Genomic DNA, 26,090 nt, shown 5'->3' with positions numbered 1-26,090 from the left:
CGGGTCAGCCCTGTCGGACGACGTTGGCCGCCCCGACGTTGGCGATCTTGGGTGAACCCCAGTGGTAGAGAACGACGTTGTCGTTCCCCGACGCGCTGACCGCGTCGGTGCTGTCGACCGCGACGTGGTTGCCGCTGCCGGAGACGCTGACGCTGGTGCAGTGCCCGGTGAGGGTGACGGTGTTCTGCTGCCCGCTCACCGACAGGTAACCGGCGTGGCACGGCAGCGTCTTCGTCATGCCCGTCCCGCTGACCTGCAGCGTCCCGGCCTGCGGGACCGCCGACGGGCTACCGCCGCTGAGATCGGTGTGAAACCCGACCGCCAGCAGGCCGGCGAACGCCAGGGCGGCGGCCACGGCGGCCAGCCACACGCCGGCGCTCCGGCGCGGCCGTGTCTCCGGGTCGGCGTCGGCCTGGTCGGGGGGTTGCATCGTCTGCGTCATCGCTACGGGGGTACCCCCTACGCCGCAGTGCTCAAAACTCGTTAGACTTGAGCGGAACAGACTCAACCTTGACGGCGTTGAACAAGCCGAGAAGCATTTTCCCTACCGACGAACGGAGGTGTCGTGGACTCTTTCAACCCGACAACCAAGACCCAAGCGGCACTGACTTCGGCACTCCAGGCCGCCTCGGCGGCGGGTAACCCGGAGATCCGGCCCGCCCATCTGCTGATGGCGCTGTTGACGCAGGCCGACGGCATCGCCGGTCCGCTGCTGGAGGCTGTCGGCGTCGAGCCCGCCACCATCCGCACCGAGGCCCAGCGCCTGCTGGACCGGCTGCCCCAGGCCAGCGGGGCCAACTCGCAGCCGCAGTTGTCCCGTGAATCGCTGGCCGCGGTCACCACCGCCCAGCAGCTCGCGACCGAGATGGACGACGAATACGTGTCCACCGAGCACCTGCTGGTGGGCCTGGCCACCGGGGATTCCGACGTCGCCAAGCTGCTGACCGGACACGGCGCCTCGCCGCAGGCCCTGCGCGAGGGCTTCGTCAAGGTGCGCGGCAGCGCCCGGGTCACCAGCCCGGAGCCCGAGGCGACCTACCAGGCGCTGGAGAAGTACTCCACCGACCTGACGGCCCGCGCCCGCGACGGCAAACTCGACCCGGTTATCGGGCGGGACAACGAGATTCGCCGCGTCGTGCAGGTGCTGAGTCGGCGCACCAAGAACAACCCGGTGCTGATCGGCGAGCCCGGCGTCGGCAAGACCGCGATCGTGGAGGGCCTGGCCCAGCGCATCGTCGCCGGCGACGTGCCCGAGAGCCTGCGCGACAAGACCGTCATCAGCCTGGACCTGGGCTCGATGGTGGCCGGCGCGAAGTACCGCGGCGAGTTCGAGGAACGGCTCAAGGCCGTCCTCGACGACATCAAGAACTCCGCCGGGCAGATCATCACCTTCATCGACGAGCTGCACACCATCGTCGGCGCCGGCGCGACCGGCGAGGGCGCGATGGACGCCGGCAACATGATCAAGCCGATGCTGGCCCGCGGCGAGCTGCGGCTGGTCGGCGCCACCACGCTCGACGAGTACCGCAAGTACATCGAGAAGGACGCCGCGCTGGAGCGCCGCTTCCAGCAGGTGCTGGTCGGCGAGCCCTCGGTGGAGGACACCGTCGGCATCCTGCGCGGGCTGAAGGACCGCTACGAGGTGCACCACGGCGTGCGCATCACCGACTCGGCGCTGGTCGCCGCGGCGACGCTGTCCGACCGCTACATCACCGCGCGGTTCCTGCCGGACAAGGCCATCGACCTGGTCGACGAGGCCGCCAGCCGGCTGAAGATGGAGATCGACTCCCGGCCCGTCGAGATCGACGAGGTCGAGCGCTTGGTGCGCCGCCTCGAGATCGAGGAGATGGCGCTGGCCAAGGAGGAGGACGAGGCGTCCAAGGAGCGGCTGGAGAAGCTGCGCTCCGAGCTGGCCGACCAGAAGGAGAAGCTGTCCGAGCTCACCACCCGCTGGCAGAACGAGAAGAACGCCATCGACGTCGTCCGCGAGCTCAAGGAGCAGTTGGAGGCGTTGCGCGGGGAGTCCGAGCGCGCCGAGCGCGACGGCGACCTGGCCAAGGCCGCCGAGCTGCGCTACGGCCGCATCCCCGAGGTCGAGAAGAAGCTCGACGCGGCGCTGCCCCAGGCCGAGGCGCGGGAGAACGTCATGCTCAAGGAGGAGGTTGGGCCCGACGACATCGCCGAGGTGGTGTCGGCGTGGACCGGCATCCCCGCCGGCCGGATGCTCGAGGGCGAGACCGCCAAGCTGCTGCGCATGGAAGAGGAGCTGGGCAAGCGCGTCATCGGGCAGAAGAGGGCCGTGACGGCCGTCTCCGATGCCGTACGGCGTTCCCGGGCCGGCGTCGCCGACCCCAACCGGCCCACCGGCTCGTTCATGTTCCTCGGGCCGACCGGTGTCGGTAAGACCGAGCTGGCCAAGGCGCTGGCGGAGTTCCTGTTCGACGACGAACGCGCCATGGTGCGCATCGACATGAGCGAGTACGGCGAGAAGCATTCCGTCGCGCGGCTGGTCGGCGCCCCGCCGGGATACATCGGCTACGACCAGGGCGGTCAGCTGACCGAGGCGGTGCGGCGGCGTCCCTACACGGTGATCCTGTTCGACGAGATCGAAAAGGCCCACCCGGACGTGTTCGACGTGCTGCTGCAGGTGCTCGACGAGGGCCGGCTGACCGACGGGCAGGGCCGCACCGTCGACTTCCGCAACACCATCCTGATCCTGACGTCCAACCTGGGATCGGGTGGCAGCGAGGAGCAGGTGATGGCCGCGGTGCGCTCGGCGTTCAAGCCGGAGTTCATCAACCGGCTCGACGACGTCATCATCTTCGATGGCCTCGAGCCCGGCGAGCTGGTGTCGATCGTCGACATCCAGCTAGCCCAGCTGCAGAAGCGGCTGGCGCAGCGTCGCCTCACGCTCGAGGTGTCGCTGCCGGCCAAGCAGTGGCTGGCCCATCGCGGATTCGACCCGGTCTACGGCGCGCGGCCGTTGCGCCGGCTGGTGCAGCAGGCCATCGGTGACCAGCTGGCCAAGATGTTGCTGGCCGGCGACGTGCACGACGGCGACACCGTTCCGGTGAACGTCAGCCCCGACGGTGACTCGCTGATTCTGGGCTAAGCGCGCAGAGGCGTCGACTTGTTGCGGGTATTTCGCACCAACCGCCGCAACAAGTCGACGTTCGGCGCTTATGCGCCCGGGCGGGCGCAGCTGTGATTGGGTTGTGACCTGGTCGCCTTCTGTGTTCCGGGCCAATAGCAGATACCCTGTTTTGGATGGTCCCCCTCTGGTTCACGCTCTCCGCGCTGTGCTTTGTCGGTGCGGGGGTGTTGCTGTACGTCGACATCGATCGGCGGCGCGGGCGCAGCAGGCGCCGCAAGTCGTGGGCGCGATCGCACGGATTCGACTACGAGCCTGAATCGACCGACATCCTCAAGCGCTGGAAGCGCGGCGTGATGTCGACGGTGGGCGACGTCGCCGCCCAGAACGTGGTGCTGGGCCAGATTCGCGGTGAGGCCGTCTACATCTTCGACCTCGAAGAGGTCGCCACCGTCATCGCGCTGCACCGCAAGGTGGGCACCAACGTGGTGGTGGACCTGCGCCTCAAGGGGCTCAAAGAGCCACGGGAGAGCGACATTTGGCTGTTGGGAGCGATCGGGCCGCGGATGGTGTACTCCACCAACCTCGACGCCGCCCGCCGGGCCTGCGACCGCCGGATGGTCACCTTCGCGCACACCGCACCGGACAGCGCCGAGATCATGTGGAACGAGCAGAACTGGACGCTGGTGGCCTTGCCAATCACCAGCACGCGCACCGAGTGGGACGAGGGCCTGCGCACCGTGCGCCAGTTCAACGACCTGTTGCGGGTACTGCCGCCGCTGCCGGAGGAGGCCCCGCAGGAGGCCGGGCCGCCGTCCGGACTGCGCAACGCCTCACCCAGCCGGCCGCTGGCGCCCGCGGGCCGCGCGGAGCTGCCGCCCCGGCGCGCGCAGCAGGACGTGGCGGGGCTGCTCGGCCCCGACTCGCCGTCGGGTCGCCGCGCCGCCGAGCCGCTGCGCCGCGACCAGCCCCAGCCCGCCGACGGGCGTTCGGAGACCATCCGCCGCCCACCGCCCGGGCGCAACGGCCAGCAGGCCAGCAACTATCAGCGCTGACGGCGCGCCCCGGGTGGCCGCAAGGCCGGTGCTGCCGACGTCATTAGGATGTCGCTCATGCCTCGCCCCGTCGCCCTGATCACCGGGCCTACGTCCGGAATCGGCGCCGGGTTCGCGCGACGCTATGCCAGCGACGGCTACGACCTGGTCCTGGTCGCCCGCGATGTCGACCGCCTGACCGGACTGTCCGAGGAACTGCAGCAACACTCCGGTTCCGTCGAGATTCTGCCCGCCGACCTGGCCGATACGGCCGCCCGTCAGCGCGTCTGTGACCGGCTCGCGGCCGGGGGAGTGCGCGTCCTGGTCAACAATGCCGGCTTCGGCACCTCCGGCGACTTCTGGTCCGCCGACCCCGCGCTGCTGCAGTCCCAGCTCGACGTCAACGTCACCGCGGTCATGCACCTGACCCGCGCCGCGCTGCCCGCCATGCTGGCGGCCGGCGCGGGCACCGTCGTCAACATCGCCAGCATCGCCGGGCTGGTGCCCGGGCGCGGGTCGACGTATTCGGCGTCCAAGGCGTGGGTGATCTCGTTCAGCGAGGGCCTGTCGGTGGGCCTGCAGGGCACCGGGGTGTCCGTGCACGCCGTGTGCCCGGGCTACGTGCACACCGAATTTCACGACCGCGCCGGGATCGACATGGCCAAGTCGCCGTCGTTCATGTGGCTCGAGGTCGACGATGTGGTCAGCCAGAGCCTGGCCGATATCGCCCGCGGCAAGGTGATCAGCATTCCGGGCCTGCAGTACAAGGCGATCATCGCCGCCGAGCGCCTGCTGCCGCGGACCCTGATGCGGGCCGTCACCAAACGAATCGGGAGTGGCCGTGGCCGGACCTGACCTCGAAGAGCTGGCGGAGCTGGTGCGGCGCCTGTCGGTGGTGCACGGGCGGGTCACGCTGTCCTCCGGCACGGAGGCCGACTACTACGTCGACCTGCGCCGGGCCACCCTGCACCACCGCGCCTCGGCATTGATCGGCACGCTGATGCGCGACCTGACCAGCGACTGGGACTACGCCGTCGTCGGCGGCCTGACGCTGGGCGCCGACCCGGTGGCCACCGCCGTCATGCACGCGCCGGGCCGGCCGATCGACGCCTTCGTGGTGCGCAAGTCCGCGAAAACCCATGGGCTGCAACGCCTTATCGAAGGCTCCGAGGTCTCCGGCAAGCGGGTGCTGGTCGTCGAGGACACCAGCACCACCGGCAACTCGGCGCTGACCGCGGTGCGCGCCGTGCAGGAGGCGGGTGGCGACGTGGTGGGGGTGGCCACGGTGGTGGACCGCGCCACCGGCGCCGCCGAGGCCATCGAGGCCGAGGGGCTGCCCTATCGAAGCGTGCTCGGGCTCGCCGACCTGGGGCTGAGCTAGTTGCCGGCTGATCTTTGTAGCCCGAGCCGCTGAATCATGCGTAGCGCCCTCGCGATGCTCGCGTGCGTGGTGGCCTGCCTGGCCGGCTGCTCGTCGTCCAGCCAGCCGGTGCGTCCCTACGGCGCCCAGGGCGCGCGGCTCGGTGAATCGCTGGCGCTGCTGGGCTGGAACATGTCGGTGTCGAATCTGCGCTGGGACGGCGACTACGTGCTGGTCGACGTCGACGCCAGCCCGGCCTCGGCCAAGGACCCGCACGCCAAAGCCGAGGACATCCGCTTCGGGCTCTACGGCGCGCTGGCCCACCCCCTCGAGACCGCGGGCCTGGGCAGCTGTGACAAATCCTTCCAAGCGAAGACCACCAACGTGCGCGACGTCCCCGCGCCGCTCTCGGCGTCCCGCGACCGGCTTACCGGCACGGTTTGCCTTGGGCCGCTGAAGGATCGAAGCCAGGTGCGCGGCGTCTACGGCTACTCGCCGCGCGACCGGATCCCGGACACCTCGTCGGCCTACCCGGTCGCCTTCCCGGTGGGGCTGCTGCCCACCAACCCCAACGACAGCGGCGGACTCGCGGTCAAGACCGCCAGCCTGTCGGCGTGGCGCGCCGACGGCAAGCCGGTGACCAAGATGCAGCTGGGTGATCCGGGAGCGTTCACCGGCAACGGCTACATGCTGTTGGGGTTGGAGGCCACCGCCGTCGCGGCCCGCTACCGCGACGAGTCCGTCAAGCGCGGCGGGCCGATGATGCTGCTGGCCTCGCCGACCCTGCCCGCCCCGGGACTGAACCCGGCCTGCTCGACCTACGGGTCGTCGGTGCTGATCCTGCCCGACGCGTCGTTGGATGCGGTGCACGTCAACGCGTCACTGTGCACCGAGGGCGAGATCAACGACGCGCTGCTGTACGCGACGCTGGCCATCGACGGCACGCACGCCGGGGTGTGGACGCAGCGATGAGCGGACCTGGGCCCACCGAATGGTCCGCGACCCCGCCCGCCGGCGTCGGCCCGTGGCGGGGCGAGCTCCCCGAAGACCCGCGCTATGACCCAATACTGTTGCGCGAGGGCGACACTCGCAACGTCGTCGACGCCTACCGGTACTGGACGCGCGAGGCAATCATCGCCGACATCGACCGGCGCCGGCATCCCCTGCACGTCGCGATCGAGAACTTCGGCCACGACGCCAATATCGGTTCGGTGGTGCGCACCGCCAACGCCTTCGCGGTGCACACCGTGCACATCGTGGGGCGGCGGCGATGGAATCGCCGGGGCGCCATGGTCACCGATCGCTATCAGCGGTTGTGCCATCACGACAGCACCGCCGAGCTGCTCGCCTTCGCGGCCGACGCCGGCCTGACGGTGGTGGCCGTCGACAACGTGCCGGGCGCCGCGCGCCTGGAGGAGGCCACGTTGCCACGCGAGTGCCTGCTGGTGTTCGGTCAGGAGGGCCCCGGCATCACCGATGACACCCGCACGGGCGCAACGCTGACGGTGTCGATCGCGCAGTTCGGCTCCACGCGCAGCATCAACGCCGGCGTCGCCGCCGGCATCGCCATGCACGCCTGGGTCAAGCAGCACGCCGATCTGTCCCAGGCCTGGTAGCCCGACGCCGTACGCGCACAGTCAACCGGGTGCGGCAGGATCGACAGGTATGGATCAGCTCTGGGTCAACCGCGCGGCCAGCAGCGAAGCCGCTGTCACGCAACGACACCTGAAACGCCTCTGGGGACTTCCCGCGACGCAGCTGGGGGTGGTCGCCTGGCCGGCGACGCGGCGCGACCGCTGGTTCGGCACCTGGCACTACTGGTGGCAGGCGCATCTGCTCGATTGCCTGGTCGACGCCCAGCAGCGGGATCCGCAGCCGCACCGCCACACCGAGATCAACCGGCAGGTCCGCTCGCACCGGCTGCGCAACAACTTCTCCTGGGTCAACAGCTACTACGACGACATGGCCTGGCTGGCGCTGGCGCTCGAACGCGCCGCCCGGATCGCCGGCGTGCAGCGCCGCCGCGCCCTGCCCAAGCTCGCCGCGCAGTTCGTCAAGGCCTGGGCGCCCGAGGACGGCGGCGGGATCCCCTGGCGCAAGTCCGACCAGTTCTTCAACGCCCCGGCCAACGGCCCGGCCGGGATTTTCCTCGCGCGTTACGGCGACCACCTGAAACGCGCTGAGCAGATGGGGAATTGGATCGACCAGACGTTGATCGACCCGGAGACCCACCTGGTGTTCGACGGCGTCAAGGACGGTTCGCTGGTGCGCGCTCAGTACACCTACTGCCAGGGCGTGGTGCTCGGGCTGGAGACCGAGCTGGCCGCCCGCACCGCGCTCGAGGTCAGGCAGCGTCACGCCGCCCGGGTGCACCGGCTGGTCGCGGCGGTGGACGAACACATGGCGCCGGCGGGCGTGCTGGCCGGGGCCGGCGGCGGGGACGGCGGTCTGTTCGCCGGGGTGACCGCCCGCTACCTGGCGCTGGTGGCCACCACGCTGCCGGGGGAGTCGGCCGACGACGCGCTGGCGCGCGACACCGCCCGGCGGATCGTGCTGGCCAGCGCGAAGGCGGCCTGGGACAACAGGCAGGCGGTGGACGGGCTGCCGGTGTTCGGCCCGTTCTGGGACCGCGACGCCCAGCTGCCCACGGCGGGCGGCAAAGAAGCGGAATTCGTCGAGGGCGCGGTGATGGCCTCCGAGGTCGCCGAGCGGGACCTGTCGGTGCAGCTGTCGGGGTGGATGCTCATGGAGGCCGCCTGTAACGTCTCCGCCGAGTCGAAGAACGGGAGCACCCTGTGAGCAATAAGGTTCACCACGACGCAGAGTCGGCTCTGCACGGCCTGCTGAAGGACGGCATCACCATCGCCGCTGGCGGATTCGGTCTGTGCGGCATTCCGGAGAAGCTGATCCAGGCCCTGGTCGACAGCGGCATCAAGGACCTCACCATCGTCGGAAACAACGCCGGCGTAGACGATTTCGGCATGGGACTGCTGCTCAAGGGACGCCAGGTGAAGAAGGTGATCGCGTCCTACGTCGGCGAGAACAAGGAATTCGAGCGCCAGGTGCTGGCCGGTGAGCTGGACCTGGTGCTGACGCCGCAGGGCACGCTGGCGGAGAAGTTGCGCGCCGGCGGCGCGGGCATCCCCGGCTTCTACACCCGCACCGCGTTCGGCACCAACCTCGCCGAGGGCAAGGACACCCGGGTCTTCGACGGCATCGAATACGTTCTGGAAGAAGGCATCCGGGCCGACGTCGCGATCGTCAAGGCGTGGAAGGGCGACACCGCCGGCAATCTCGTGTACCGCAAGACGGCGCGCAACTTCAACCCGATGATCGCCACCTGCGGCGCGGTCACCGTCGCCGAGGTCGAGGAGCTGGTCGAGGTCGGCGAGCTGGATCCCGACCTGATCCACACCCCCGGCATCTACGTCGACCGCATCATCGAGGGCACCGGCTACGAGAAGCGCATCGAGTTCCGCACCACCAGCGGCGGCGCCGCGCTGAAAAGCGACAGCCCCCTTCGCGAGCGAATGGCCCAGCGCGCCGCCCAGGAACTGCGCGACGGCTTCTACGTCAACCTGGGCATCGGCATCCCGACGTTGGTGGCCAACTTCATTCCCGACGGCATCAAGGTCACCCTGCAATCGGAGAATGGCCTGCTCGGCATCGGGGCCTACCCGAGCGAGGACGCCGTCGACCCCGATCTGATCAACGCGGGCAAGCAGACCATCACCAGCCTGCCCGGGTCGAGCTTCTTCTCGAGCGCCGATTCCTTCGCGATGATCCGCGGCGGCCACATCGACCTGTCCATCCTGGGCGCGCTCGAGGTCGCCGAAAACGGCGACCTGGCCAACTGGATGGTGCCCGGCAAGATGGTCAAAGGCCCAGGCGGCGCAATGGATTTGGTGTCGGGGGTCAAGCGCGTGATCGTGCTGATGGATCACACCGCCAAAGACGGCAGCCCGAAGATCCTCAGCCAGTGCACGCTGCCGCTCACCGGCAAGAACGTGGTCGACATGATCATCACCAACCTGTGCGTCTTCGACGTCGAACCGGGACAGGGGCTGGTGCTCACCGAATTGCAGCCCGGCGTCACGGTCGAGGACGTCCGCGCCAAGACGGGCTGCGACTTCAAAGTCGCGCTCTGATCCCGCGCCGGCGGTGGCCGGCTATTCGGCCGCCGGCAGCCGCTCGGGTTCGCGGTCCTCGGCGCTGTGCGCGTGGCGGCGTCCCCGATAGCTGCGCCAGGCGGCGACGAACGCCGGCATCAGCGAGACGAGCAGGATGGCCAGCAGGATCTTCTGCAGGTTGTGGTGCACGAACGGCACGTTGCCCAGAAAGTAGCCGGCCAGCGTCACGCCGCCGCCCCAGAGGATGCCGCCGACGATGTCGAAGCCCAAGAACACCGGGTAGCGCATGTACGACACCCCGGCGACCACCGGTGTGAACGTTCGGATGAACGGCGCGAACCGGGCCAGGATGATCGCCCAGGGGCCGTACTTCTCGAAGAACGCGTGCGACTCGGTCACATGGTGCTTCTTGAAGAACCGCGAGTCTTCCTTCTTGAACAGCGCCGGGCCGATGCGCCGGCCGATGAAATACCCGGTCTGGTCGCCCAGGATCGCCACGGTGGCGACGGCGGGGGCCAGCACCCAGATGCTGGCCGGCGGATTGGGGTGCGCGGCCAGCAGGCCGCCGGTGAACAGCAGCGACTCGCCCGGCAGCAGCGGAAACAGCAGCCCGGTCTCGATGAAGACGATGATCAGGATGCCGGGCAGCACCGCCGACCCGAAGACGCCGTTGGCGCCCAACCAGTACATGGGGTCGAAGATGTCGGGCAGGGCCGTCACGGCGGTGCTCATGATTCCTCAACATACCGGCGAAACGACCCCGGCCCGCACGGACCGGACCTTAAGGCCCGGACTAACCCGCGCCGCGCTTCGCCGGGTAGCTGTCGACCACGCATCCGTGGTTGGGTAGGACCAGCCGTCAGGAGGTGTCTGATGCCCATCGCCACGCCCGAGGTCTACGCCGAGATGCTGCGACGCGCCAAGAAGGATGCCTATGCCTTCCCGGCGATCAACTGCACGTCGTCGGAGACGGTGAACGCGGCCCTCAAAGGCTTCGCCGACGCCGGCAGCGACGGAATCATCCAATTCTCCACCGGCGGTGCGGAATTCGCCTCGGGGCTGGGTGTCAAGGACATGGTGGCCGGTGCGGTGGCGCTGGCCGAGTTCACCCGCTGCATCGCCGACAGATATCCGGTCAACGTTGCGCTGCACACCGACCATTGCCCCAAGGACAAGCTGGACACCTATGTCCGCCCGCTGCTGGCCATCTCGGCCGAACGGGTCGCGGCGGGCAAAGACCCGCTGTTCGGGTCACACATGTGGGACGGCTCGGCCGTGCCGATCGACGAGAACCTGGTGATTGCGCGCGACCTGCTCAAGGACGCGGCGGCCGCCAAGATCATCCTCGAGATCGAGATCGGCGTGGTGGGCGGCGAAGAGGACGGCGTCGCCAATGAGATCAACGACAAGCTCTACACCACCCCCGACGACTTCGAGAAGACCATCGACGCGCTGGGCCACGGCGAGCACGGCAAGTACCTGCTCGCCGCCACCTTCGGCAACGTCCACGGGGTCTACAAGCCCGGCAACGTCAAGCTGCGCCCCGACATCCTGGCGCAGGGCCAGAAGGTGGCCGCGGCCAGGCTGGGACTGCCCGCCGAGGCCAAGCCGTTCGACTTCGTCTTCCACGGCGGGTCCGGGTCGCTGACTTCGGAGATCGAGGAGGCGCTGCGCTACGGAGTGGTGAAGATGAACGTCGACACGGACACCCAGTACGCGTTCACCCGCCCGATCGCCGGTCACATGTTCGCCAACTATGACGGCGTGCTCAAGGTCGACGGCGAGGTCGGCGTCAAAAAGGTCTACGACCCCCGCAGCTACCTCAAGAAGGCGGAGGCGTCGATGTCCGAGCGGGTGGTGCAGGCCTGCACCGACCTGCATTGCGCCGGAAAGTCGGTGAGCGCCTAGCCGCTCCCCGGTTGCCCGGCTGGCCGGGCGCTCGGCACCGGTTGCCCGGCTGGCCGGGCGTTCGGCACGAGACGGCGGAAATGCCTAGCCGCTGGCGGACTGGCAGACCTTCCACTGGTCGTCGCGGTACTGCAGATCCAGGCTGCGAGTCGAGCGCAGCTGCGGGTCATAGGCCATGAACGTGGTGACGTTCGCCTCGGCGTGCTGGCCGTTGACCACCACCTGGTCGATGCTGGCGATCACCGGATACTGCTTGGCCGCCGACACCCGTCGGTATGTCTCGTCCCACGCGTGCTCGTCGTAGTCGGCGTAGCCGTCGCGGGTGGTGCCGCAGGTGATGGTGCGCAGCGTGGTCAGGTCACCGCGCTGGATTGCGACGTCGAAATTCTGGATGGTGTGACGAACCTGGTCTTCCTGCGAGACGCCGGCGTGCTTGCCGCGGGTCAGCAGCACCGTGCCCAGGATCGCGATCGCCGCCAGCGCCAGCACGATCACCACCAGCGCCAGTATCCAGCCCCAGTTGAACTGCCGCGAGGTGCGCAGCTTCCCCCCGAACCGCGGCGGAATCGATTGCGGGACAGCGGCTTTGGGCGGAGCGCCGAACTGCGTGGTGGCGTCTCCCGGCGGCGTCGCGAACACCTCGGTGGCGGGTTCGGCGGTGGTGTTGATGATCGCGGTCTCTTTGGCGTCGAAGCCGGGCGCGGTGAAGCGCCGTTCGCGCTGCGGCCCATCCGCGATTTCTTCGGGGCCGCTCTGCGGGTCGGGCCTGTTGATCACCACGGTCTCCGTCTCGGAGTCGGTGGGGACCATGGGGACGCTCTCGGTAGCGTCTTCTCCGGTGTCGAAGCCGGACTCGGCCCCCCATTCGTCGCTCGGTTCGGTGCGCGAATCGCGTGGGTCGAACCCGGGCCGTTTCGGCGCGCCGCCGCGGTCGGGTTCGGATGGGTTGGGCATGAGTACTACTGTCCTCCCGCTTCGTGGGGTAGTTGCAGAGCTTAGCGACCGAGTACCCGGCTCGCGGCGATGGCCGAGGTGCGTCACGCGGGCAAAACGAGCGAGCTGCAGAATAGAGCCATGACGCCGATGGGAGATCTTCTAGGGCCCGACCCGATCCTGCTGCCCGGAGATGCCGATGCCGAGGCGGAACTGCTCGCCGGTGAAAAGGCGGGCATCGTCGCCGCCGCGCATCCGACCGCGTCGGTGGCCTGGGCGGCACTGGCCGAGCAGGCGCTGGCCGACGACCAGGCCATCACCGCCTACGCCTACGCCCGCACCGGCTACCACCGCGGCCTGGACCAGCTGCGCAGGAACGGCTGGAAGGGCTTCGGCCCAGTGCCCTATTCGCACGAACCCAACCGCGGCTTCCTGCGGTGTGTGGCGGCCCTGGCGCGCGCCGCCGACACCATCGGCGAAACCGACGAATACTCGCGCTGCCTGGACCTGCTCGACGATTGCGACCCCGAGGCGCGCCCGGCGCTGGGGCTGTGACGCCTTAGAAGCTGTCCGAACAATCGCTGTCGTCGGGGCAGTCGATCTGCACGGTGGCGTGCTCGAGCCCGCGAGCCGACAGCACGGCGCGCGCGTCGTGCAGAACCCGGGCCGAGTCGCCGGCGCTGATCAGGTGTGCGGTGCACATGTCCTTGCCGGGGGAGAGCGTCCACACGTGCAGGTCGTGCACGTCGATCACGCCGTCGACGGCCTCGAGCGCGGCGCGCAGTTCCTCGACGTCGATGTGGGTAGGCGACGATTCGGAGAGGATCCGCAGCGCGTCGCGGGCCAGCGCGACGGCGCGGGGCAGCACCCACAGCGCGACCAGCACGGCCACCACCACGTCGGCGTAGGGCCAGTGCGTCGTCACCGTCACCACACCGGCGATCAGCACGCCCAGGCTGCCCACGGTGTCGGCGACCACCTCCATGTAGGCGCCCTTGACCGCCAGGCTGCCCGACGAGTGCGAACGCAACAGCAGCGCGACGACGAGATTGGCGGCCAGCCCCGCCAGCGCGACCACGATCATCGGCACGCCGGGCACGGTCGGAGCTTCGCTGAGCCGCCGGATGGCCTCGTAGAGGATGAACACCGCGACGCCGATCAGCAGCGCCGCGTTGGCGACGGCGGTGAACACCTCGGCGCGATGCCAGCCGTAGGTGCGGGCGGGTGACGAGCTGCCGCGGCGGGCCAGCGTGACCGCGGCCAGCCCCATGAACACCGCGACGACGTCGGTCAGCATGTGGCCGGCGTCGGCCAGCAGCGCGATCGAGTTGATCAGCAACGAGGTGGCCAGCTCCACCACGAAGAACGCCGCCAGGATCGCGGCGGCCGCGACCATGCGCGGGATCACCCGAGCGTCGTCCGTCTCGGCCGGGGTGTGGTTGTGGCCTGCGCCCATGGCGCGAAATATATGCGCAATAGCGCATATATGGCAAGGGTCAGAACCAGCGGCTCCAGAACCGGGTCAGCGCGTTGCCCCAGCCCACCAGCACGTCCGGCACACCGGACAGGTCGAACAGCGACAGCACCAGCCCGAAGAACCACTGGTTGAGCACGGGGGCCAGCAGCAGGAACAGCAAGATGACGAAGCCCCACTGCTTGGCCGGCGCCAGCGCCCGCTGGGTGTCGCGGCTCAGGTGCGGCTCCAGGGCGTCGTATCCGTCCAGGCCCGGGATGGGCAGCAGGTTGAGCAGCACGGCCGTGAGCTGAAGGAACGCGAGGAAGGCCACGCCGGACCACAGCACGACGTGCCTTGGGTCGAAGAACAACCGCGTCACCACCAGCAGCAGCACCGCGAGCGCGAGGTTGGCCGCCGGGCCGGCAAGGCTGACCAGGGTGCGCCGGGCCGGCGTCATGAACCAGGTCCGCACGTAGACCGCCGCGCCGGGCAGGCCGATTCCGCCCAGCAGGATGACGACCATGGGTAGCGCCAGCGACAACCCGGGATGGGCGTAGCGGCGCGGGTCCAGGGTCAGGTACCCGCGCACGGAGTCATCGTGATCGCCGAACCGCCAGGCGGTCAGCGCGTGCCCGAATTCGTGCAGGCACAGCGACACCAGCCAGCCGGCGATGACGAAGACGAAGACCCCGGCGTAGGCCAGCGGCCGCGCGCTGGCCCCGGCCGACCAGGCCAGCGCGCCGCCGCCGGCCGTCAGCCCGAGCAGGCCTAGAAAGATCGGGCTGGGCCGTACCGATTCGTGTTGGGAGGCAGGGAAGCTCACCGATCGAAACTAGCGGACCAGCAGCCAGCCTTCGATGTGGCGGTAGAACGCCGATCGCCGCGCGGTGCGGGGCGCGAAGACACCGTCGCGCAGCACGGCGACGCCCGTGCTGCCCAGTTGGGCCGCGCGGCCGGTGACCCAGTGGCGCCACGGCCGGCCGACGATCGCCGCGCGCAGCCCCGGCATGGCCAGCGTCGGCTCGATCCACACCCCGGCGACGTCCCCGTCGAACAGCGTGGTGTCGTCGACCACCGCCTCGCCATGGATGGACCGTGCGTCATCCGGCGGCACCCAGCCGGCCCGCCCGACGATCACCGACCCGGTCTCGTCGCGGATCAGCGGCACCCGCCGCGGCGCACCACGCCCGGCGCGGCGCGCCGCCCGGCGCCCGGCCGGCAGGCGATAGATCCGGGTCGCGCGGGTGCGCCGGCACGGCACGTAGGCCACCTCGATGTCGAGGCGCTCGGCACGCAACAGTCGGGTCAGCACAGCGGCCAGCTCGGCGTCGCCGCCCAGCACGACCAGCCGCCGATACGGGCCGATGGCGGCGTCGACGTCGGTTTCGCCGGTGACCCGGTGGGTGTGCATGTCCCGCAGTGGTCGGTAGAGGGGCCGTCCGCCGAACACCAGGACCGCGGCGCCCCGATCTCCTTGCGTCACAGCCCATCCAATCACGCACTAGTCAATGTCATTGGCTCCCAACGTCTCTGGCCAGATGCGCACCGCGACGCCGGAAGTGCTCGTCATAACGACACAGTCACAACATGGTGTCGACTACGAAAGTTGTTGCAACGCTGCCGGTAAACAACCGGATACTTTACTCCTGCCACAGGGCCGACGTTGCGCGGAATCCCGCCACGAGTGGTTGAGGGAACGGAGAACTACCATTCGCCGATTTACCGTCGTCTTGTCAACCGCGCGAACCGCATTGGTCGCGTCGGGTGCCGGCCCCACCCGCCTCCGTTGCTGACGGGGCAGTTCCGCCGCGTCGGCGCCGTGTGGCTTTCAATCGTACTGCTGTGCAACGGATCTGCGAAGGCCTCGGCCGACGAATCGATCGTGATCGACCTGGTGCGGCATGGGCAGTCGACGGCCAATGCGGCGGCCCTGATCGACACCGCGCCGCCCGGAGCGTCGCTCACCGCGCTTGGTCAGCAGCAGGCTCAGACCGTCGCCGGCGTGCTCATGGCGAAGGGCCCGGTCGCCGCGATCTTCGCGTCGCAGTTGATCAGGACGCAGCAGACCGCGGCGCCGTTGGCTGCCGCGTTGGGGATGAATGTGCAGGCGTTGCCGGGGCTCAACGAGATCGACGCCGGCGCCTTCAACGGCCAGCCGCAGGTCAGCCTCGGCGGGTTGGCCTACCTGCTGGCACCGGTCGCGTGGATGCTCGGGCTGCGGATCGTGCCGATGTTCGCCCCCGGATCCACCGACGCCAACGGGTACGAGTTCCGCAGGCGTTTCAACGGCGCGCTGCAAACCGTGTACGGCAATGCCGCGACCAACGCGGGCGGCTTCAACGACGTGCTCCAGACGATGTATGCCAGTGCGGTCGCCAACCCGGTCCGCGCCGCGAACGGCAGTATCACCGAGGTGGCGTTCTCCAGCGAATTCGCCATCGGCGTCGGGACGATGATGACCGTCAGAAACCCCGATCCGTTGCTCCTGCTTTTCGATCCGCTGCCCAACACGGGCATCGTCGTGATCCAGGGCAGCCCCCGCGATGGCTGGACGCTGATCAGCTGGAACGGGAAACCGGTGCACCCGGGTTGGTCGGGCACTAAGAACGCTCGCGGCGCCAACGGCCTGTGCCTGATGTTGGACCCGTCGACCAGGACCGGCGTATGCGCGACCAAACCGCCCGCGACGGCAAGTGCGCCGGTCGCGACGTCTCCTGGCTTAAGCTGATTTGCCCGGCTCAGTCGGCCACCGGCGGCCCGCGCGGCCGCCAGGCTAGGGTGGGTCACCGGCTGGACCACAATACGCAGGCGAGATCAGGTGGGAGCGTGTCATGCCGGCAATCGTCCTCATCGGCGCCCAATGGGGCGACGAGGGCAAAGGGAAGGCCACCGATTTGCTCGGTGGGCGAGTGCAGTGGGTGGTGCGCTACCAGGGCGGCAACAACGCCGGACACACCGTCGTCTTGCCCACCGGCGAGAATTTCGCGCTGCACCTGATCCCGTCGGGGGTGCTCACCCCCGGCGTCACCAACGTCATCGGCAACGGGGTGGTGGTCGACCCCGGCGTCCTGCTGGACGAGCTCAAGGGCCTCGAGGACCGCGGCGTCGACACCTCCAAACTGCTCATCTCCGCCGACGCGCACCTGCTGTTGCCCTACCACGTGGCCATCGACAAGGTCACCGAGCGCTACATGGGCAACAAGAAGATCGGCACCACCGGCCGCGGCATCGGGCCCTGCTACCAGGACAAGATCGCCCGCATCGGCATCCGGGTCGCCGACGTGCTCGACCGGGAGGTGCTGACGCACAAGGTCGAAGCCGCGCTGGAGCTGAAAAACCAGATCCTGGTCAAGATCTATAACCGCAAGGCGCTCGACCCGCACCAGGTGGTCGAAGCCCTGCTGGAGCAGGCCGAGGGTTTCCGGCACCGCATCGCCGACACCCGGCTGCTGCTCAACACCGCGCTGGAGGCCGGCGAAGCGGTCCTGCTGGAAGGCTCGCAGGGCACCCTGCTCGACGTCGACCACGGCACCTATCCCTATGTGACGTCGTCGAATCCGACGGCCGGCGGCGCCGCCGTGGGGTCGGGCATCGGGCCCACCCGGATCACCGCCGTGCTGGGGATCCTCAAGGCCTACACCACCCGGGTGGGTTCGGGCCCGTTCCCCACCGAGCTGTTCGACGAGTACGGCGAGTACCTGTCGAAGACGGGCGGTGAATTCGGCGTCACCACCGGACGGCGCCGGCGCTGCGGCTGGTTCGACGCCGTCATCGCCCGCTACGCCACCCGGGTCAACGGCATCACCGACTTCTTTCTGACCAAGCTCGACGTGCTGTCCAGCCTGGAGACGGTTCCAGTGTGTGTGGGCTACCGGATCGACGGGGCACGCATCCACGAGATGCCGATGACGCAAAGCGATTTGGCGCGCGCCGAGCCCATTTACGAGGAGCTGCCCGGTTGGTGGGAGGACATCTCGCACGCCAGGGAATTCGACGATCTGCCTGCCAAGGCGCGCGACTACGTACTGCGACTGGAAGAGCTTGCCGGAGCGCACATTTCGTGCATCGGCGTGGGCCCCGGGCGCGAACAGACCATCGTGCGCCGCGACGTGCTGGCAGCCCGCCCGTGACGGATGCGGCCCAGGATCCCAAAGACCTCGACCCCGAATACGAACACCACGGCGGCTTCCCGGAATACGGGGTGGCCAGCCCGGGCCCGGGCTTCGGGCGGTTCGTGGCGGCCATGCGGCGCTTGCAGGACCTCGCGGTGTCGGCCGACCCCGACGACGACGTGTGGGACGACGCGGCCGACCGTGTCACGGCGCTGACCGAGCTGCTCGGTCCTTTCCAGGCCGCCGTGGAGGGACAGGCGCCCGCCGGGCGCACCCCCGACCTGCCCGGCATGGGCAGCCTGTTGTTGCCGCCGTGGACGCTGACGCGCTACGAGCCCGACGGCTGCGAGATGCAGGGCCGCTTCACCCGGTTTCACGTCGGTGGCAACTACGCGGTGCACGGCGGCGTGCTGCCGCTGCTGTTTGACCACATGTTCGGGATGGTCTCGCACGCCTCGAACCGCCCGATCAGCCGCACGGCGTTCCTGCATGTGGACTACCGCAAGATCACCCCGATCGATGTGCCGCTGGTGGTCCGCGGACGGGTCACCGGCACCGAGGGGCGCAAGGCGTTCGTGTCGGCGGAATTGGTCGACACCGACGGCGCGCTGCTGGCCGAGGCCAACGGCCTGATGGTGCAGTTACTCCCAGGCCAGCCCTAGGCTAGGTGGCCCGCTTCCTCAGCACCCCGCTACGCGGGCCGCATCGTCAGCGGGCGGCTCGACCGGCGCACCACAGGAACCGACCTATCCTTGAGCCGTGACTGACGGCCTGACCGACGGACGGGACGACGAGACGACGGCGCTCGTGGTGCCCCAGCAAGCGCCGGCGCGCGCCGAAGCCCCGCCCGCGGCGCCCGCCGACGGCAGGCCCACGGTGGTGCTGCTGGGTGCCGGCGAGATCGGCCGGGAGCTGGCGATCGACCTGGGGCGCCTCGGGGCGCGGGTGATCGCCGTCGACGCGCGCCCGCACGCGCCCGCCCACGGCGTGGCCGATCAGGCGCTGGTGCTGCCGCTCAGCGACGCCGCCGAGCTGTCCGCGGCGCTGCAACGGCTGCAACCCGACTTCGTGGTGACCGCGACCGACACCGTCGCCGCCGAGGCCCTCGACCGGATCGCCACCGGATCCGGTGCCGAGCACCCCGTGCTGGTGCCCAGCGCTCGCGCCGTGCGCCTGAGCGCGGACCGCGAGGGCCTGCGCCGGTTGGCCGCCGACGAGCTGGGGCTGCCCACCGCGCCGTTCTGGTTCGTCGGGTCGTTGGGCGAACTCGAGGCGGTGGGCGCGCACGCGGGATATCCGCTGTTGGTCAAGCCGGTGGCCGGGCCCAGCGGGTCGGGCCAGTCGGTGGCGGCGCGCCGCGAGGACCTCGGCCCCGCCTGGCAGCGGGCGGTGGGCGGTCATGCGGGCCCCGGCCAGCCCCGGGTGCTGGCCGAAACCGTGGTCGAAGTGGAGTTCTACGTGACGCTGCTGGCGGTGCGCAGCGAAGGCCCGGCGGGCCCGTCGATCGAATTCTGTTCGCCCATCGGTCATCGCGGCTCCGGCGGGCAGGTGCTGGAATCCTGGCAGCCGCAGAAGTTGAGCGCTGCGGCGACCGACGCCGCGAGGTCGATCGCCGCGCGGATCGTCAAGGCGCTGGGCGGCCGCGGCGTCTTCGCGGTCGAACTGATGATCAATGGCGACGAGGTGTACTTCGTCGACGTCACCGCATACCCGACCGACAGCGCCTGGGTGACGCTGCGCAGCCAGCGCCTGTCCGCGTTCGAACTGCAGGCCCGCACGGTCTTGGGCCTGCCGGTGGACACCATGATGGTGTCGCCGGCCGCCACCCGCGCGATCGAGCCGGCCGACTCCCATGACCCCGCCGCGCTGAGCGGCGCGCTGAGCGTGCCCGAAAGCGACCTGCGTGTCCTCGGACGCGGTTACCGGGCCCTGGCCACCGCGCCCGAGGTGACGGCCGCGCGGGAGCGCGCCGGCCAGGTCGCCGGCCGGCTGGCCGCGCCGCAGTCACCCGCCTGAGCGGGCCGGTACTTCGCGCGAATCCACCGCCGCCAAGCGGGTACCGCTTAGGCCTCGATACCATCTCAGGTCAGGTAATCGCTGTGGGTCCGGGGGAATCCGGCCGGGGCTTGAGCGCCCGGGCGCGGATAGTGTGGCTGACAACGCGTACGAAGAACGAGGGATACGAGCATGAGCACAGAGCGCGCACACTCCTACGCGGGCGACATCACGCCGCTGGAGGCATGGAAGCTGCTCAGCGACAACCCCAACGCCGTGCTGGTCGACGTGCGCACCGACGCCGAATGGCGATTCGTCGGTGTGCCCGATCTGTCCAGCCTCGGCCGCGAGGTGTTGTTCCTGGAGTGGAATTCGTCCGACGGACGGCGCAACGAGAATTTCGCCGAGCAACTGCGCGAGCAGGTTGCGTCGGCGCAGGCCGACGCGGAGCGCCCGGTGCTGTTCCTGTGTCGCTCGGGAAACCGCTCCATCGGCGCCGCCGAGGTGGCCACCGAGCTGGGCATCACACCGGCCTACAACATCCTGGACGGTTTCGAGGGCCAACTCGACGCCAACGGTCACCGGGGCGAAACCGGTTGGCGGGCCATCGGATTGCCTTGGAAACAGGGCTGACAGGGCTGAAACGGCGATGAAACCGGCCGACGACGGCGCCATTCGCACGCCCGCGGCGCTGCCCGACGGAGTCAGCCAGGCGACCATCGGCGTGCGCGGCGGGCTGTTGCGTTCGGGTTTCGACGAGACCGCCGAGGCGATGTATCTGACGTCGGGCTATGTCTACGAGTCCGCGGCGGTGGCGGAGCAGTCGTTCACCGGCGAGGTGGATCACTTCGTCTACTCGCGCTACGGCAACCCGACCGTGACGATGTTCGAGGAGCGGCTGCGCCTGTTGGAAGGGGCGCCCGCGGCCTTCGCCACCGCGAGCGGCATGGCGGCGGTGTTCACCTCGCTGGGGGCGTTGCTGGGGGCGGGGGACCGGCTGGTGGCATCGCGCAGCCTGTTCGGTTCCTGTTTCGTGGTGTGCAACGAGATCCTGCCGCGGTGGGGGGTCGAAACCGTCTTCGTCGACGGTGACGACCTGGCGCAGTGGGAGCAGGCATTGTCGGTGCCCACCACGGCGGTGTTCTTCGAGACGCCGTCGAATCCGATGCAGTCACTGGTGGATATCACCGCGGTGTGCGAGCTTGCCCACGCCGCGGGCGCAAAGGTGGTGCTGGACAATGTTTTTGCCACACCACTTCTGCAGCAGGGCATTCCGCTCGGCGTCGACGTGGTGGTGTATTCCGGCACCAAGCACATCGACGGCCAGGGCCGGGTGCTCGGCGGGGCCATCCTGGGCGACAAGGAGTACATCGACGGCCCGGTGCAGAAGCTGATGCGGCACACCGGCCCGGCGATGAGCGCGTTCAACGCCTGGGTATTGGTGAAAGGGCTTGAGACGCTGGCGGTCCGGGTGGAACACAGCAATTCGTCGGCGTTGCGGATCGCCGAATTCCTGGAGAGCCATCCGGCCGTGAATTGGGTGCGCTACCCGTATCTGTCCTCGCACCCGCAATACGACTTGGCGAAGCGCCAGATGTCCGGCGGGGGAACGGTGATCACCTTCGCGCTGGACTGCCCGGACAGCGTGGCCAAACAGCGGGCGTTCGAGGTGCTGGACAAGCTGGCGCTGATCGACATCTCGAACAACCTCGGTGACGCCAAATCCCTTGTGACGCATCCCGCGACAACCACACACCGGGCGATGGGCCCGGAGGGGCGCGCGGCGATCGGGCTCGGCGACGGCGTGGTGCGCATCTCCGTCGGGCTGGAGGGCACCGACGATCTGATCGCCGACATCGACCGGGCGTTGAGTTAGCCGGCCTGTTTTTCGGCGGAGTCGACGTGCTCGGCGGCCGCCAGCGTCCCGTCCTGCGCTTGCCGCTCCAGCCAATCCACCACTGGGCGGGCGTAAATCATCTGGCTGGTGATGGCCATCTGGCCGCGGGTGCGGCCGAGGAACGAGATGCCCCAGGCGAACATGGCGGCAATGCGGTTGCGGTGGCCGATCAGGTAGTACAGGTGCAGCACCAGCCACGCCAGCCAGGCGATGAATCCGGCGAACTCCACCTTGCCGACCTGCGCGACGGCGCTGTAGCGCGAGATCAGCGCCATGCTGCCCTTGTTGACGTACTTGAACGGCTTGCGTTCGGCGGGGTCGTCGTCGCCCTTGACCGCGCGCTTGATGACGGTCGCCGCGTATTTGGCGCCCTGGATGGCGCCCTGCGCCATGCCGGGGACGCCCGGCACCGACATCAGGTCGCCGACGACAAAGACGTACGGGTGGCCCTTGACGGTGAGGTCGGGTTCGACGATCACCCTTCCGGCGCGGTCGGTTTCGGTTCCGCTGGACTGCTCGGCGAGCATCGCGCCCAGGGAGCTGGCCTGCACCCCCGCCGCCCACACCTTGCACGCGCATTCGATGCGGCGCTCGCAGCCGTCCTGCTCCTTGACCGTGATGCCCATGTAGTCGACCGCGGTCACCATCGCGGTCAGCTGCACCTCGACGTCCATCTTCTCCAGCCGGCGTTGCGCCTTGAGGCCGAGTTTCGGCCCCATCGGCGGCAGCACCGCGGGCGCCGCGTCCAGCAGGATGACGCGGCATTCGCTGGGGGTGATGGTCCGGAAGGCCCCGGCCAGGGTGCGCTCGGCCAGCTGCACGATCTCGCCAGCCAGCTCCACCCCGGTGGGCCCGGCCCCGACCACGACGAAGGTCAGGCGGCGTTTGCGCTCGGCCGGATCCGTGGCGACCTCGGCCGCCTCGAAGGCGCCCAGGATGCGGCCGCGCAACTCCAGGGCGTCGTCGATGCTCTTCATCCCGGGCGCGAAGGCGGCGTATTCGTCGTGGCCGAAGTAGGACTGCTGTGCGCCGGCGGCCACGATCAGGCTGTCGTAGGGCGTCACCGTCTCCATGCCCATCAGGTGGGATGTGACCGTCTTGGCGGTGAGGTCGATGGCCGAGACTTCGCCCCACAGCACCCGGACGTTGCGCTGGCGGCGCAGGATCAGCCTGGTGGTCGGCGCGATGTCGCCCTCGGACAGGATGCCGGTGGCCACCTGATACAGCAGCGGCTGAAAAAGATGCGTGGTGGTCTTCGAGATCACGGTGATGTCGACGTCGGCGCGCTTGAGCGCCTTGGCCGCGGACAGTCCGCCGAAGCCGCTTCCGATGATGACGACACGATGGCGCGACATGCCTGTCCCTTCTGCGTGGGCCTGGGTGTCGATCTTCCCAGCGCATGTCCACCGTACGACGCCACCCCGCAGAAAGGCGAGCATCCGAAGGAACGGCGGCGCCGCGCACGACAGCCACACCTGACCGGCGGGCGCCGTATGACCAGACCCGTTGCAAGGCAACGGGTCTGGAGAACCTCCGGGTGTCGACGCGCGACAAGGCGCCGCGCACCTACCCGAAATGCTTTGTGTGGTGCAGGATCCCGGCCGGAGTCGCGCCGATCCAGCGACCCGTGTCGCGGCCCCGGCCGGTCACCCGTTGGTCTTCGCTATGCGAAGTGTTATGCGAACGAAAAGCCACAAATTGCTTTGTGGCTTTTCGGTTACTGAGCTGCTATCCGGTGCAGGTCAAACCGGGTCCGCAGTCGATAACTAGCGGAACCGTACAAGCCGAGGTCATCGGTGCTGCGAAAGCGAGGACCAAGGCGAGGACGATTTTGCCGGTACGACGTGACATAAGAACCCCCTTCGTCTGGGAGACGATTGTCTGATGCCCGACGCGGGCGAGTTTACGCGGTCAACCGCTTGGAGCTAAGGGATTTCGTGAATATTGCGGCACGATTCGTCAAACGGATGATTCGGCGTCACGAGCGGTATGCGGCCGCCTTGGCGGCAATGGAATTTCAGCAAAATCCGGCGGCGGTGAGAAATAGAAATATTCTGCGCCGCTATCCCGGCGAGGCTATATTGGAGCGCTATTCAACCGCTGCTCGGGGCCGGTGCGCGCACACTGGATATGAATTCAAAAGCGCGCCCAAACCGGCGGTGTCCGGGTCGCGGCGAAACCGTCGAGCCGACAATTGGTTTCACCGCCGGGCGGCGGCACCCGCGTCGGCCTAGAACGGCCACGCGTTGGCGTCGGTCTTGTACTTGGCGTTGAGGTCGCTGCAGAAGTCGGCGGCGGTGCCGGCCAGCAGGATGTAATACGTCTCGCCACGGCGGCTTTCGTACGACGTGGGCGTGGTCCAGCCGTTGTTGCACATCGCGGCTTCACCGCCCGCCGCCGACCTGCGCCAGTTGGTCTTGGCACAGGCGATCAGGCCGTCGACGTTGGGTGTGGCGCTCTTGGCCGCGACCAACATCGCGCCTCCCCACTGCCCGTCGTTGCGCCGGTAGGCGCGTGCGCCGAATCCGGCGTTGTTGGTCTGGCAGGTCAACGCCCGGCGCAGCAGCGAGAAGGGGCCCGCCAGCTGCTGGTTGGCGACCCCGGCCGCGGCGTTGATGAACTGCGCCGCGTCCGAGCCGTCCACCTCCTGCACCACGTCAGGCTTGCCAAAGCTGAAGAGCTGCTGGGAGATTCCCTGCCCGGCCGTCGAGCCGCCGCCGATGATCGGCCCGCTGCCGCTGGAGGTCATCGCCGGCAGGGCCGCGGCGGGATCGGCGCCCGCCGCGGGCAGGCCGGTGGCGGCGCCCAGGGCCAGCAGCGCGATCGTGCTGCGAAGCCGGCGCGCGGTGAGTTTCATGACCTTTATTTCAGCACGTCCGCGTAGTCGGCGCGGTGGTCGTCGGCAATCAGTCCGGTCAGCAGGTGGCGCGTCTGCAGCGCGATGTACTCATCGAGGCTGTAATTCGTCCCGAAATGCCAGTGCTTGAGCGCCCAGCCGTGGGCGAGCAGCATGACGTCGAACACGGTGAGATCGACGTCGACGTCGCGGAAGGCGCCCCGGGCGATGCCGGCCTCGATCACCGTGCGCAGCGGTGCGGCGGTGGCGATTTCGAGGTCCTTGATCTGCGTGCGACCTGGCCCCCCGAGGGTGCGGCTCTCCCGGTAGGTCAGCACCACGCCGTCGAGGTTCTCGTCGACGATCTCGATATAGCGGCGCACGCCCGCGGTCAGCTGGTCGACGACGTCGTCGCCGGCGGCCGCGATGACCGGTGCCAGTTGGTCGCGGAACGCGTCGAGGATCCGCACGATCGTCGCGAGCAGCAGGTCCTCCTTGCCGCCGAAGTACTTGTAGATCAGGCCGACGGAGACCTTGGCCTCGCGCGCCAGGTCCTGCATGGACATCTGGTGAAACCCGTTGCGGCCCATGACCTTGACCGCGGCGTCGAGCACCTGGCGGCGTCGCGAGTCGGCCCGGGCCGCGCGCACCGCCTCCTCGACGGGCAGCTCGCTGTAGTCGACGGCCATCAGATGCCCAGGTCCTTGGCGATGATCGTCTTCATGATCTCGTTGGTGCCGCCGTAGATGGTTTGGATGCGGGCGTCGACGAAGGCGCGCGCCACGCCGTATTCGCGCATGTAGCCGTAGCCGCCGTGCAACTGCAGGCAGCGGTCGGCGGTGCGCACCTGCAGGTCGGTGGTCCACCACTTGAGCCGCGCGGCGCGCGCGGCGGTCAGCTCGCCGGCCAGGTGCTGGGCCAGGCAGTCGTCGAGATAGGTGCGGGCGATGTCGATTTCGGTGGCCAGTTCGGCGAGGACGAATTGGCTGTTCTGGAAGCTGGCGATCGGTGAGCCGAACGCGGTGCGGTCCCGCACGTAGTCCAGCGTCTGGGCGAGGATGCCTTCCGCTGCGGCCACCGCCCCCACCCCGAGCGCGAGCCGCTCCTGGGGCAGGTTCTTCATCAGCTGGTAGAAGCCCTTGCCCTCGTCCTCGAGCAGATTGGCCCTGGGCACCCGCATGTCGGTGAAGGTGAGCTCGCTGGTGTCCTGGGCGTGCAGGCCGATCTTGTCCAGGTTGCGGCCGCGGGAGAACCCCGGTGTGGTGGGGTCGACGACCAGCAGCGACAGGCCGTGGTGACGGTCCGGCGACGTGCGCACCGCGACGACGAAGAGGTCGC

The 26,090-nt window shown here is 69.0% G+C and carries 26 protein-coding genes; 16 read left to right on the top strand and 10 right to left on the bottom strand.

Annotated elements, in window-relative coordinates:
- Positions 1–4 precede the first annotated feature (4 nt).
- On the bottom strand, positions 5–442 hold the full coding sequence (locus A5646_RS00455; protein ID WP_197505079.1) for a DUF3060 domain-containing protein: 438 nt from the start codon (positions 440–442) through the stop codon (positions 5–7).
- 123 nt (positions 443–565) lie between these two features.
- On the opposite strand from A5646_RS00455, the gene clpB reads away from it, so the two are divergent.
- The 8 genes from clpB (at position 566) to A5646_RS30270 (ending at position 9,633) form a co-directional block, all read left to right on the top strand.
- Positions 566–3,112: an ATP-dependent chaperone ClpB gene (gene clpB / locus A5646_RS00450; protein ID WP_067019046.1), complete on the top strand. Its 2,547-nt coding sequence runs from the start codon at positions 566–568 to the stop codon at positions 3,110–3,112.
- A 155-nt stretch (positions 3,113–3,267) separates the two neighbouring features.
- On the top strand, positions 3,268–4,146 hold the full coding sequence (gene ttfA, locus A5646_RS00445; RefSeq protein WP_067019043.1) for a trehalose monomycolate transport factor TtfA: 879 nt from the start codon (positions 3,268–3,270) through the stop codon (positions 4,144–4,146).
- A gap of 57 nt (positions 4,147–4,203) precedes the next feature.
- Positions 4,204–4,980 (top strand): SDR family oxidoreductase, encoded by a 777-nt coding sequence (locus tag A5646_RS00440; protein WP_067019059.1) that lies wholly within the window; start codon positions 4,204–4,206, stop codon positions 4,978–4,980.
- On the top strand, positions 4,967–5,506 hold the full coding sequence (gene pyrE, locus A5646_RS00435) for an orotate phosphoribosyltransferase (protein WP_066879966.1): 540 nt from the start codon (positions 4,967–4,969) through the stop codon (positions 5,504–5,506). The genes A5646_RS00440 and pyrE overlap by 14 nt, the downstream gene beginning before the upstream one ends.
- A gap of 36 nt (positions 5,507–5,542) precedes the next feature.
- Entirely contained in the window at positions 5,543–6,457 is a 915-nt protein-coding gene (locus A5646_RS00430) for a hypothetical protein (RefSeq protein ID WP_067019031.1), read from the top strand.
- Positions 6,454–7,101: an RNA methyltransferase gene (locus A5646_RS00425; RefSeq protein WP_066872333.1), complete on the top strand. Its 648-nt coding sequence runs from the start codon at positions 6,454–6,456 to the stop codon at positions 7,099–7,101. Before A5646_RS00430 ends, A5646_RS00425 begins: the two co-directional genes overlap by 4 nt.
- A 49-nt stretch (positions 7,102–7,150) precedes the next feature.
- Positions 7,151–8,284 (top strand): glycoside hydrolase family 76 protein, encoded by a 1,134-nt coding sequence (locus A5646_RS00420; RefSeq protein WP_067018995.1) that lies wholly within the window; start codon positions 7,151–7,153, stop codon positions 8,282–8,284.
- Positions 8,281–9,633 carry a 3-oxoacid CoA-transferase gene (locus A5646_RS30270; RefSeq protein WP_067018992.1) on the top strand — a complete coding sequence of 451 codons (1,353 nt, stop codon included), beginning with the start codon at positions 8,281–8,283 and terminating at the stop codon, positions 9,631–9,633. The genes A5646_RS00420 and A5646_RS30270 overlap by 4 nt, the downstream gene beginning before the upstream one ends.
- Positions 9,634–9,654: 21 nt before the next feature.
- Here the strand turns inward: A5646_RS30270 and A5646_RS00410 are convergent, their stop codons facing one another.
- Positions 9,655–10,347 (bottom strand): DedA family protein, encoded by a 693-nt coding sequence (locus A5646_RS00410; RefSeq protein WP_066872341.1) that lies wholly within the window; start codon positions 10,345–10,347, stop codon positions 9,655–9,657.
- Between the two features lie 141 nt (positions 10,348–10,488).
- Here A5646_RS00410 and fbaA point away from each other — a divergent pair, with 141 nt between their 5' ends.
- Complete coding sequence (gene fbaA / locus A5646_RS00405; RefSeq protein WP_067018989.1) at positions 10,489–11,523, top strand: class II fructose-bisphosphate aldolase; 1,035 nt, start codon at positions 10,489–10,491, stop codon at positions 11,521–11,523.
- Positions 11,524–11,607: 84 nt separating this feature from the next.
- Here fbaA and A5646_RS00400 read toward each other — a convergent pair whose 3' ends face one another.
- A complete protein-coding gene (locus tag A5646_RS00400; protein ID WP_066872347.1) occupies positions 11,608–12,477 on the bottom strand; it encodes a hypothetical protein in 870 nt (289 codons plus the stop codon).
- A 120-nt stretch (positions 12,478–12,597) separates the two neighbouring features.
- Here A5646_RS00400 and A5646_RS00395 point away from each other — a divergent pair, with 120 nt between their 5' ends.
- The gene (locus A5646_RS00395) at positions 12,598–13,011 is read left to right on the top strand and encodes a DUF3151 domain-containing protein (RefSeq protein WP_066872538.1); all 414 of its coding nucleotides are present in this window, start codon (positions 12,598–12,600) and stop codon (positions 13,009–13,011) included.
- A gap of 4 nt (positions 13,012–13,015) precedes the next feature.
- Here the strand turns inward: A5646_RS00395 and A5646_RS00390 are convergent, their stop codons facing one another.
- Genes A5646_RS00390 through A5646_RS00380 form a run of 3 tightly spaced genes read right to left on the bottom strand, consistent with a single transcriptional unit; the run spans position 13,016 to position 15,323 of the window.
- Positions 13,016–13,912 carry a cation diffusion facilitator family transporter gene (locus A5646_RS00390; protein ID WP_066879941.1) on the bottom strand — a complete coding sequence of 299 codons (897 nt, stop codon included), beginning with the start codon at positions 13,910–13,912 and terminating at the stop codon, positions 13,016–13,018.
- Between the two features lie 40 nt (positions 13,913–13,952).
- Positions 13,953–14,735: a site-2 protease family protein gene (locus tag A5646_RS00385; RefSeq protein ID WP_066872353.1), complete on the bottom strand. Its 783-nt coding sequence runs from the start codon at positions 14,733–14,735 to the stop codon at positions 13,953–13,955.
- Between the two features lie 9 nt (positions 14,736–14,744).
- The gene (locus A5646_RS00380; RefSeq protein WP_231998200.1) at positions 14,745–15,323 is read right to left on the bottom strand and encodes a peptidase M50; all 579 of its coding nucleotides are present in this window, start codon (positions 15,321–15,323) and stop codon (positions 14,745–14,747) included.
- A 408-nt stretch (positions 15,324–15,731) separates the two neighbouring features.
- Here A5646_RS00380 and A5646_RS00375 point away from each other — a divergent pair, with 408 nt between their 5' ends.
- The 6 genes from A5646_RS00375 (at position 15,732) to A5646_RS00350 (ending at position 21,895) form a co-directional block, all read left to right on the top strand.
- Positions 15,732–16,640 carry a histidine phosphatase family protein gene (locus A5646_RS00375; protein WP_066879968.1) on the top strand — a complete coding sequence of 303 codons (909 nt, stop codon included), beginning with the start codon at positions 15,732–15,734 and terminating at the stop codon, positions 16,638–16,640.
- 103 nt (positions 16,641–16,743) lie between these two features.
- On the top strand, positions 16,744–18,042 hold the full coding sequence (locus A5646_RS00370) for an adenylosuccinate synthase (protein ID WP_066879945.1): 1,299 nt from the start codon (positions 16,744–16,746) through the stop codon (positions 18,040–18,042).
- Positions 18,039–18,686 (top strand): PaaI family thioesterase, encoded by a 648-nt coding sequence (locus tag A5646_RS00365; RefSeq protein WP_066872365.1) that lies wholly within the window; start codon positions 18,039–18,041, stop codon positions 18,684–18,686. The genes A5646_RS00370 and A5646_RS00365 overlap by 4 nt, the downstream gene beginning before the upstream one ends.
- Before the next feature lie 97 nt (positions 18,687–18,783).
- On the top strand, positions 18,784–20,040 hold the full coding sequence (gene purT, locus A5646_RS00360; RefSeq protein ID WP_066879949.1) for a formate-dependent phosphoribosylglycinamide formyltransferase: 1,257 nt from the start codon (positions 18,784–18,786) through the stop codon (positions 20,038–20,040).
- Positions 20,041–20,211: 171 nt separating this feature from the next.
- Entirely contained in the window at positions 20,212–20,652 is a 441-nt protein-coding gene (locus A5646_RS00355) for a rhodanese-like domain-containing protein (protein WP_066879951.1), read from the top strand.
- A gap of 16 nt (positions 20,653–20,668) precedes the next feature.
- Positions 20,669–21,895: an O-succinylhomoserine sulfhydrylase gene (locus tag A5646_RS00350; RefSeq protein ID WP_067018986.1), complete on the top strand. Its 1,227-nt coding sequence runs from the start codon at positions 20,669–20,671 to the stop codon at positions 21,893–21,895.
- On the opposite strand, the gene A5646_RS00345 is transcribed toward A5646_RS00350, so the two are convergent.
- The 4 genes from A5646_RS00345 to A5646_RS00330 form a co-directional block, all read right to left on the bottom strand.
- A complete protein-coding gene (locus A5646_RS00345; protein ID WP_067018983.1) occupies positions 21,892–23,271 on the bottom strand; it encodes an NAD(P)/FAD-dependent oxidoreductase in 1,380 nt (459 codons plus the stop codon). The genes A5646_RS00350 and A5646_RS00345 overlap by 4 nt on opposite strands.
- Before the next feature lie 875 nt (positions 23,272–24,146).
- On the bottom strand, positions 24,147–24,773 hold the full coding sequence (locus A5646_RS00340; RefSeq protein ID WP_067018980.1) for a hypothetical protein: 627 nt from the start codon (positions 24,771–24,773) through the stop codon (positions 24,147–24,149).
- A 5-nt stretch (positions 24,774–24,778) separates the two neighbouring features.
- Complete coding sequence (locus tag A5646_RS00335) at positions 24,779–25,441, bottom strand: TetR/AcrR family transcriptional regulator (protein ID WP_067018977.1); 663 nt, start codon at positions 25,439–25,441, stop codon at positions 24,779–24,781.
- Positions 25,441–26,090: acyl-CoA dehydrogenase family protein (locus A5646_RS00330; RefSeq protein ID WP_255362069.1), on the bottom strand; the 650-nt coding region annotated here is incomplete at its 5' end. The genes A5646_RS00335 and A5646_RS00330, both read right to left, overlap by 1 nt.

It is taken from the genome of Mycobacterium sp. 1245499.0, from assembly GCF_001673615.1.
GTDB classification, from domain to species: Bacteria; Actinomycetota; Actinomycetes; order Mycobacteriales; family Mycobacteriaceae; genus Mycobacterium; species Mycobacterium europaeum_A.
Note: the sequence above shows the minus strand (reverse complement) of the source record. Positions and strands in the feature narration are given on the sequence as shown.

What these genes read in the sequence shown, in the direction of transcription:
- A5646_RS00455 (WP_197505079.1), bottom strand. Translation starts at nt 442, where the DNA reads ATGACGCAGACGATGCAACCCCCCGACCAGGCCGACGCCGACCCGGAG.
- ttfA (WP_067019043.1), top strand. Translation starts at nt 3,268, where the DNA reads ATGGTCCCCCTCTGGTTCACGCTCTCCGCGCTGTGCTTTGTCGGTGCG.
- A5646_RS00440 (WP_067019059.1), top strand. Translation starts at nt 4,204, where the DNA reads ATGCCTCGCCCCGTCGCCCTGATCACCGGGCCTACGTCCGGAATCGGC.
- A5646_RS00430 (WP_067019031.1), top strand. Translation starts at nt 5,543, where the DNA reads ATGCGTAGCGCCCTCGCGATGCTCGCGTGCGTGGTGGCCTGCCTGGCC.
- A5646_RS00425 (WP_066872333.1), top strand. Translation starts at nt 6,454, where the DNA reads ATGAGCGGACCTGGGCCCACCGAATGGTCCGCGACCCCGCCCGCCGGC.
- A5646_RS00420 (WP_067018995.1), top strand. Translation starts at nt 7,151, where the DNA reads ATGGATCAGCTCTGGGTCAACCGCGCGGCCAGCAGCGAAGCCGCTGTC.
- A5646_RS00410 (WP_066872341.1), bottom strand. Translation starts at nt 10,347, where the DNA reads ATGAGCACCGCCGTGACGGCCCTGCCCGACATCTTCGACCCCATGTAC.
- fbaA (WP_067018989.1), top strand. Translation starts at nt 10,489, where the DNA reads ATGCCCATCGCCACGCCCGAGGTCTACGCCGAGATGCTGCGACGCGCC.
- A5646_RS00400 (WP_066872347.1), bottom strand. Translation starts at nt 12,477, where the DNA reads ATGCCCAACCCATCCGAACCCGACCGCGGCGGCGCGCCGAAACGGCCC.
- A5646_RS00395 (WP_066872538.1), top strand. Translation starts at nt 12,598, where the DNA reads ATGACGCCGATGGGAGATCTTCTAGGGCCCGACCCGATCCTGCTGCCC.
- A5646_RS00390 (WP_066879941.1), bottom strand. Translation starts at nt 13,912, where the DNA reads ATGGGCGCAGGCCACAACCACACCCCGGCCGAGACGGACGACGCTCGG.
- A5646_RS00380 (WP_231998200.1), bottom strand. Translation starts at nt 15,323, where the DNA reads ATGCACACCCACCGGGTCACCGGCGAAACCGACGTCGACGCCGCCATC.
- A5646_RS00370 (WP_066879945.1), top strand. Translation starts at nt 16,744, where the DNA reads ATGCCGGCAATCGTCCTCATCGGCGCCCAATGGGGCGACGAGGGCAAA.
- A5646_RS00355 (WP_066879951.1), top strand. Translation starts at nt 20,212, where the DNA reads ATGAGCACAGAGCGCGCACACTCCTACGCGGGCGACATCACGCCGCTG.
- A5646_RS00350 (WP_067018986.1), top strand. Translation starts at nt 20,669, where the DNA reads ATGAAACCGGCCGACGACGGCGCCATTCGCACGCCCGCGGCGCTGCCC.
- A5646_RS00345 (WP_067018983.1), bottom strand. Translation starts at nt 23,271, where the DNA reads ATGTCGCGCCATCGTGTCGTCATCATCGGAAGCGGCTTCGGCGGACTG.
- A5646_RS00340 (WP_067018980.1), bottom strand. Translation starts at nt 24,773, where the DNA reads ATGAAACTCACCGCGCGCCGGCTTCGCAGCACGATCGCGCTGCTGGCC.
- A5646_RS00335 (WP_067018977.1), bottom strand. Translation starts at nt 25,441, where the DNA reads ATGGCCGTCGACTACAGCGAGCTGCCCGTCGAGGAGGCGGTGCGCGCG.